The following is a 7912-nucleotide window of genomic DNA, read 5'->3' as shown; positions in this document are numbered from 1 at the left end:
CTTCTTGCCCCAGCGCGCATCCGGATCGGCCGAGGGCTTGATCGGCCCCTGGTGGCCCTTCTTCGGCTGCTTGGTCGGCCGGCCGCGCGCCTGCAGGAACGTGGCGTCGACCAAGGTGCCGCGCTTGACGATCAGGCCCTTGCCCTCCAACTGACGGTTGATCTCCTCAAACACCTTGTCGATCAGCCGCTCGCGCGTCAGCTCATCGCGAAAACGCCACAGCGTCGAATGATCGGGCGTGCGGTCCGAAAGRCTGAAGCCGGCAAAGCGGCGGAACGACAGCCGGTCCCGAATTTGCGCCTCCAGTRCTGGATCGCTCAGCCCATGCCACACGCCCAGCAAGAGACAGCGCAGCAGCGGTTCGGCCGGATAGCTGKTGTTGCCGGAGCCGGGACCGCTGCGCTGACCAAGCAAGGTTCGGATCGGCGCCCAGTCCAGTTCCTTCGCTATCAGGTCGAAGATCGTCTCATCCGCCGCCGCAAAACCGTCCGCCAGGCTCAACTGACCAAGCACTCGATCGACCATCGCGAATCCTCCTTGCCGGATATCCGCATGGAATCACTGATCCGATTCTGTGCAAAGCCCTCACAAGGGGAGAAGGTGGAGCTATAACCTCCCAGGTAATTGAATTACTCCGCTCGCCACCCTACTCATCCCCCCATGAGCGCATCCGAACCCTCCGCCGGCAGCCTGATCCGCGAGTGGCGCACGCGGCGGCGCATGAGCCAGCTCGATCTCGCCATGGAAGCCGACATCTCGCAGCGGCATCTTTCGTTCGTCGAAAGCGGCCGCGCGCAGCCGTCGCGCGAGATGGTGCTGCATCTGGCCGAGCAACTGTCGATCCCGCTGCGCCAGCGCAACCAGCTTCTGCTCGCCGCGGGTTTCGCACCGAGCTTCAGCGAAAAGCCGCTCACCGACGCCACGCTGGCGCCGGCGCTGACCGCGGTCGAAACCGTGCTCAAGGGCCACGAGCCGTTCCCGGCGCTGGCGGTGGACCGGCACTGGAACCTCGTTTCCGCAAACACCGCGATCGCCCCGTTCCTTGCCGACATTTCCGAGGGATCCCTGCTTACGCCACCGGTCAATGTGCTGCGGCTCAGCCTGCATCCCGGCGGCGTGGCGCCGCGCATCGTCAATCTGGCGGAGTGGCGCGCGCATCTGCTGGAGCGGCTGAAACACCAGAACGACGCCACCGGCGACCCGGTGCTGATCGAGCTGGAGCGGGAGTTGCGCACCTATCCGTCCGGCCTGAAGAGCAGCCGTCCGGCGCCGGTAGAACCAAGCGGCATCGTGCATCCGCTGCGGCTCGCGCATGGCGATACGGTGCTGTCCTTCATCAGCACCATCACCGTGTTCGGCACGCCGCTCGATGTCACTCTGTCGGAGCTGGCGATCGAATCCTTCTTCCCGGTCGACGAGCAGACCCGAGCGGTGCTCGTGCGGCTGGCGAAGGAACGGGCGCCGGCCTCGTAGCCTTCACCCCTGCGGCGGCGCGGCCGTCCTGGTGCGCGTGCGCTCCAGGCCGAGCTGGCGCTCGCGCCAGATGATGAAGATGCCGGCGGCAACCACGATCACGCCGCCGACGAGCGTGTTGAGCGAGGTCACGTCGCCGAAGACGAGATAGCCGACGACGACACCGAGGATCATCGAGGTGTATTCGAAGGGCGCCACGACGGAAGCCTCGGCATGGCGGTAGGCCGCCGTCATCAGGATTTGGCCGAGCCCGCCGCAGAAGCCGGCAAAAACAAGGAGCGCGGCCTGCATCGGTGTCAGCGCCTGCCAGCCAAAGGGCAACGTAAAGAGCGACAACACCGAAGCCGTCGAGGAGAACCATAAAACGATGGTCGCCGTCTTCTCGGTCTGGACGAGATTGCGCACCAGAAGCATGGCGACCGCCGAGATCGCGGCGGCGATCAGCGCGGCCATGACGCCCAACACCTCCTGGTCGTCGAGGCCCTCATCGGAATTGAGCAGCGTCAGTTCCGGCCAGGAGATGACCAGCACACCGGCAAGACCGACGGCAACCGCGCTCCAACGGTAGACGCGGATCGTCTCGCCGAGGAATACCGAGGAGAACACCACGACCAGCAACGGCTGGGCGTAGTTCAGCGTGATCGCTTCCGGCAGCGGCAGCCTGGTCAATGCGAAGAAGCCGAGCCCCATGGCGCCGAGGCCGACGACGCCGCGCGCGACGTGGTTGAACGGCCGCCTAGTCGTGAATGCGGTGGCCAGCTCACCCTTGAAGGCGAGGAAGGCGATGATCGGGAAGATGGCGAAGAAGGAGCGGAAGAAGACGATCTGTCCGGCGGGCACGTCGCCGGCCGCCTTGATGCAGGTCTGCATGCCGACGAAAACCGTCACCGAGACGATCTTCAACGTAATGCCGCGCAGCGTGTTGTGGCCGACGGCATGATCGACGGTCATCTTGCCTCGTAAGGATGGTCGGAAAAACGAAGCCGCAAATGAAGCCTTTGCGCAGTTTTGTCGAGTGGCCGTTTCGTGTAAAGAGCGCGCACCTCAAAATTCTTGGACCAGCCAAGCTGGCTCTCCGCCCGAAACCGACAGGAAAAGCCCAAGGAATGCGCACCGATACCGGCCATGTCTTCAAGCTCGAAGACTATCGCGCCAGCGACTATCTCATCCCCGCGACCAGCCTGGACTTCCGCCTGTCGCCGGACGCGACCCATGTGACCGCGCTGCTTACAATCGAACGACGCGAGGGCGTCGCCGCGCCGGCGCCGCTGGTGCTCGACGGCGACGGACTGATGCTGCTTGGCGTGGCGATAGACGGGCAGGCGCTGTCGGCCAGCGATTACGAGGCGACGCCGGACCGGCTGACAATCCTGAAGCCGCCGGCGACACGGCGCTTCGAGCTTCGCCTGGAGACCGAGATCGCGCCTTCGCGCAACGAGGCGCTGATGGGCCTCTATCGCTCCAACAACGTCTATTGCACGCAATGCGAGGCCGAGGGCTTTCGCCGCATCACCTATTTCCTCGACCGCCCCGACATCCTGTCGGTCTATACGGTGCGCATCGAGGCCCCGCACAACGAGGCGCCGCTGCTGCTCTCCAACGGCAATCCCGTCGAGCGCGGCGCGCTCGCCAACGGCCGGCACTACGCGATCTGGCACGACCCCTTCCCCAAACCCTCCTACCTTTTCGCGCTTGTGGCGGGCGCGCTCGGCAAGGTGGCGGGCAGCTTCACCACCATGTCCGGCCGCGAGGTCGAGCTCGGCATCTATGTGGAGCCCGGCAAGGAGCGGCTTGCCGGCTATGCGATGGACGCGCTGAAGCGCTCGATGAAATGGGACGAGGACGCCTTCGGCCGCGAATACGACCTCGACGTCTTCAACATCGTCGCCGTGTCCGACTTCAACATGGGCGCGATGGAGAACAAGGGCCTCAACGTCTTCAACGACAAATATGTGCTGGCCGACGAGGAGACCGCGACGGATGCCGACTTCGCCAATATCGAGGCGATCATCGCGCATGAGTATTTCCACAATTGGACCGGCAACAGAATCACTTGCCGCGACTGGTTCCAGCTCTGCCTGAAGGAAGGCTTGACCGTTTACCGCGACCACGAGTTCTCCGCCGACCAGCGCTCGCGGGCGGTGAAGCGCATCGCCGAGGTGCGCACGCTGCGYGCGCATCAGTTCCCGGAAGACCAGGGGCCGCTGGCCCATCCGGTCAGGCCGCGGCGCTACCGCGAGATCAACAACTTCTACACGGCGACGGTCTACGAGAAGGGCTCGGAAGTGGTGCGCATGATCCGCACCATCCTTGGGCCGGAGACCTTCCGCGCCGGCATGGACCTCTATTTCGAGCGGCACGACGGCGAGGCGGCGACGATCGAGGACTTTTTGAAGGTGTTCGAGGACGTCTCGGGGCGAGACCTCGCGCAATTCGCGCTCTGGTATCATCAGGCGGGCACGCCGAACCTGACGGTGAGCTCCGCGCACAATGCCGCCGCCAAGGAGTTCACGCTGGAGATCGAGCAGTCGGTGCCGCCGACGCCGTCTGAAAGCCGTAAGCGGCTGATGCATATTCCCCTTGCGTTCGGACTTGTCGGCGCCGACGGCAAGCCTGTCGCTTGGGACTCGGTCGAGGGCGCAACGGTGGATGACGGCGTCATCCATATCCGCAAGCGCCGGCACACGGTGCGCTTCTCTGGCATCTCGGAGCGGCCCTCGGTATCGCTCAACCGCGGCTTCTCGGCGCCGATCACGCTTTCGGTGCAGCAGAAGGCCGACGACCAGTTCTTCCTGGCGGCGCATGACAGCGACGCCTTCTCGCGCTGGCAGGCGTTCAACACGCTTTTGACCGACGCGCTTATCGCAGGCTTCCGCCAGATCCTCGGCGGCAAGCAGCCGGCCTTCGCAGGGCGCCTCGCCGAGCTCGCCGGCAGGATCGCCGGCGACGAGACGCTTGAGCCGGCATATCGGGCCTTGGCGCTGGCGCTACCCGGCGAAGCGGACATTGCCCGTGACATTGGCAAGGGCATCGACCCCGACGCCATCTTCGCCGCACGCGAGGCGCTGGCGCGGGCGATCGCCGAAGCAAATCGCGCGGCCTTTTCGGCACTCTATGACAGCCTTGTCGACAAGGGTCCGTTCAGCCCCGATGCCGCGAGCGCCGGACGCAGAGCCTTGCGCAACATCCTGCTCGACTATCTTTCGCTGCTGCCGGAAGGCGCCACCCTTGCCGCGTGGCACTTCAACGCCGCCACCAATATGACAGACCGCGCCGCGGCGCTGGCCGTGCTGGCGCATCGTCATTCGGGCACGGCCGAGGCCGAAGAGGCGCTGGCGGCCTTCGAAGCGCGCTATCGCGGCGACGCGCTGGTGCTCGACAAATGGTTCCAGATCCAGGCCGGCGTGCCCGGCGCGAGGACCGTCGACAAGGTGCGCGCGCTGATGCGGCATCCGGCCTTCTCGATCGCCAACCCGAACCGGGTGCGTTCGCTGATCGRCACCTTCTCCAGCGCCAACCAGACCGGCTTCCACCGCCCCGACGGCGAAGGCTATCGCCTGTTCGCCGAGACGGTGCTGCAGGTCGAGAAGCGCAACCCGCAAGTGGCGGCGCGTCTGGCCACCGCGCTCAGATCCTGGCGCTCGCTGGAGCCAGGGCGGCAAGCCAAGGCCAAGCAAACGCTGCTCGATATGGCCAAGGCCGAGAACCTGTCGGCGGATTTGCGCGATATCGTGGAGCGCACGCTGGCTTAGCGCTCTTTCCTTCTTCCCTTGTGGGAGAAGGAAAAAGGCAAATTTCAATTAACTTTTAATCTTTTTCGCGCGCGCCTCTGGACAAGGCGAATCACCTTTGATTCTTTAATGGCGATTCGGGCGTGCGGCGTATCCGGATCATCCAGTATACGGCAGATCGGGGAGTGCCATTTATGGCCAAGGCGGACGCGTGGGGCGCGCCCGGAGGGAAGGCTTTTGCGCGTCGCAAGGCAAGGAACGATGGACTTGCCGGCAACATGCGCCTGATCGCCGAACCCGCCTATCAGCGGCTCCTAGCCGCCGAGCCGCTGCTGCGCCGTTCGATCCCGGCGCTGATCATCATCTTCCTGATCGTCATCGCCGCGCTGCGCTTCCTGTCGCTGATGAACGAGCATGACGAGATCGAGCGCGACGCGAAGGCGGTGCTGGCGCTCGGCGCCGGCCAGATGGCGCAGGCCGTCACCGCCGACCCCACAGCGGCCGGCGCCAACGCCATAAGCCTCCTGGAAAACATCGGCCGCCAGGGCGCCATGAGCCGCGCCCATGTGCTCGCCATCACCGACGCCAACTTCAAGGTCATCGCCGTCTCGCCGCTGTCGACGGGCTGGCAGGGCCGCACGCTGGACAGTCTCGTGCTGGGCGGCCAGCCGCTGTTCATGTTCGGCGACCGCGCCGGCGTGATGGATGTCAGCATCTCGGGACAGGACTGGTTTGCCGCCGTCAGCCTCAGCGGTGACCGCAAGCATGCCGCGGCCGTGCTGGTGCCGCAGGAAGCGGTGTTCGACAGCTGGCGCAAGTCGATGTCGCTCAACGTCACGCTGTTCGTGCTGACTGCGGGCGTGCTGATCGTCATCCTCTACGCCTATTTCGGCCAGGCGGCGCGCGCCCAGGCCGCGGACCGCATCTATCTCGAGGCGCATCAACGCATCGACATGGCGTTGGTGCGCGGCCGTTGCGGGCTGTGGGACTGGGACATGGTGCGCGGCAAGATGTACTGGTCGCGCTCGATGTATGACATGCTGGGCTACGAGCCCTGCGATACGATGCTTTCCTTCGGCGAAGTCGACGAGATCATCCATCCGGACGACGGCGACCTGTTCGAACTCGCCAACCGCATCGTCGAGCGCGAGATCGATCATATCGACCAGGTTTTCCGCATGCGCCACGCCGACGGACAATGGGTGTGGATGCGGGCCCGCGCCCAGGTGATCGATCCGGAAGCGCCGGAGATCCAACTGATCGGCATCGCCGTCGACGTCACCGAGCAGCGGCACCTGGCGCTGCGCTCGGAAGCGGCGGACATGCGGCTCAGGACCGCGATCGAGAACATCAACGAATCCTTCGTGCTATGGGACGCCGCCGAGCGGCTGATCATGTGCAATTCGAAGTTCCAGAAGGACAACGGGCTTTCGGACCGCGACGTCGTGCCCGGCATTCTCCGCGAAGCGGTGGAGGAGCGGATGCTGGCCTTCGCCTCGGAGCGCAGGCTCGCCAATGCCAACGGGCCGAAGGGCGGCGTCAGCTTCGAACGCCAACTCGCAGACGGCCGCTGGCTGCAGGTCAACGAGCTCAGGACCCGCGACGGCGGCATCGTCTCGGTCGGCTCCGACATCACCCAGATCAAGCTGCACCAGGAAAAGCTGGTCGACAGCGAGCGCCGGCTGATGGCGACGATCCACGATCTCAGCCTTGCGCGGCGCGCCGAGGAGGAACGCGCGAGCGAGCTGGTCGAGCTCAACCGCAAGTACATGAAGGAAACCGAGCGCGCCGAGGCGGCCAATCGCGCTAAATCGGAGTTCCTTGCCAACATGTCGCATGAGCTGCGCACGCCGCTCAACGCCATCATCGGCTTCTCCGAGCTGATGCAGCAAGGCCTGTTCGGGCCGCTCGGCTCCGAGCGCTACGAGGAATATGCAACCGACATCAACGGCAGCGGCAAATACCTGCTCGGCGTCATCAACGACATCCTCGACATGTCGAAGATCGAGGCCGGCCAGTTCTCGCTCGACCGCGAGGAGATCGACCTCTGTCCGCTGATCAAGGAGACGGTGCGAGTGATCTCGCTGCAGGCGGCGGAAAAGTCGATCAATGTCGAGACCCGCATCGCCGATACGATGCGGGTCTACGCCGACCGCCGCGCGATCAAGCAGATCGCCATCAACCTGCTCTCCAATGCGGTGAAGTTCACCGGCCAGGGTGGCAAGATCACGGTCAGGGCGCGCAACACCTCCGGCGCCCTGCTGCTAACCATCGAGGACAATGGCTGCGGCATCCCCAAGCATGCGCTGGGCAAGCTCGGCCGACCGTTCGAGCAGGTGCAGAACCAGTTCTCCAAGAACCACACCGGCTCGGGCCTCGGGCTCGCCATCTCGCGCTCGCTGGCCGAGCTGCAGGGCGGCGCGCTGAAGATCCGCTCGACCGAAGGCGTCGGTACCATCGTGTCGGTGCGCATTCCGCTGAAGAAGGCGCCAGCTGTGGTGAAGGCGGCGGCTTAATTTGCGGCTTCAATTTGAGACGCTGGCGGGACAGCGCCCCCCTCTGTCCTGCCGGACATCTCCCCCACTTGGGGGGAGATCAGATGTCGCGCCGGCTTTCGCCAATCTCCAGCGCCGTAGGAATGAGCGAGGCGCCGACGCTGCCAATCTCCCCCCTTGTGGGGGAGATGTCCGGCAGGACAGAGGGGGGCG

General features: G+C 65.0%; 5 protein-coding genes. 3 read left to right on the top strand and 2 right to left on the bottom strand.

The window, feature by feature from the left end; all coding sequences use genetic code 11:
• Positions 1–525, bottom strand: a 525-nt coding sequence (locus tag LCM4577_RS21300; protein WP_131803496.1) for a transposase, incomplete at its 3' end; no start/stop codon positions are given.
• A gap of 135 nt (positions 526–660) precedes the next feature.
• Here LCM4577_RS21300 and LCM4577_RS21295 point away from each other — a divergent pair.
• On the top strand, positions 661–1473 hold the full coding sequence (locus LCM4577_RS21295; RefSeq protein ID WP_071073298.1) for a helix-turn-helix domain-containing protein: 813 nt from the start codon (positions 661–663) through the stop codon (positions 1471–1473).
• Between the two features lie 3 nt (positions 1474–1476).
• On the opposite strand, the gene LCM4577_RS21290 is transcribed toward LCM4577_RS21295, so the two are convergent.
• Entirely contained in the window at positions 1477–2424 is a 948-nt protein-coding gene (locus tag LCM4577_RS21290) for a DMT family transporter (RefSeq protein WP_071073296.1), read from the bottom strand.
• Positions 2425–2579: 155 nt separating this feature from the next.
• Here LCM4577_RS21290 and pepN point away from each other — a divergent pair, with 155 nt between their 5' ends.
• Both pepN and LCM4577_RS21280 read left to right on the top strand, forming a co-directional pair.
• Complete coding sequence (gene pepN, locus LCM4577_RS21285) at positions 2580–5225, top strand: aminopeptidase N (RefSeq protein WP_071073294.1); 2646 nt, start codon at positions 2580–2582, stop codon at positions 5223–5225.
• Between the two features lie 173 nt (positions 5226–5398).
• Complete coding sequence (locus LCM4577_RS21280) at positions 5399–7720, top strand: PAS domain-containing sensor histidine kinase (protein WP_071073292.1); 2322 nt, start codon at positions 5399–5401, stop codon at positions 7718–7720.
• Positions 7721–7912 lie beyond the last annotated feature (192 nt).

This window comes from Mesorhizobium sp. LCM 4577 (assembly GCF_001854795.2).
GTDB lineage: Bacteria > Pseudomonadota > Alphaproteobacteria > Rhizobiales > Rhizobiaceae > Mesorhizobium > Mesorhizobium plurifarium.
Note: the sequence above shows the minus strand (reverse complement) of the source record. Positions and strands in the feature narration are given on the sequence as shown.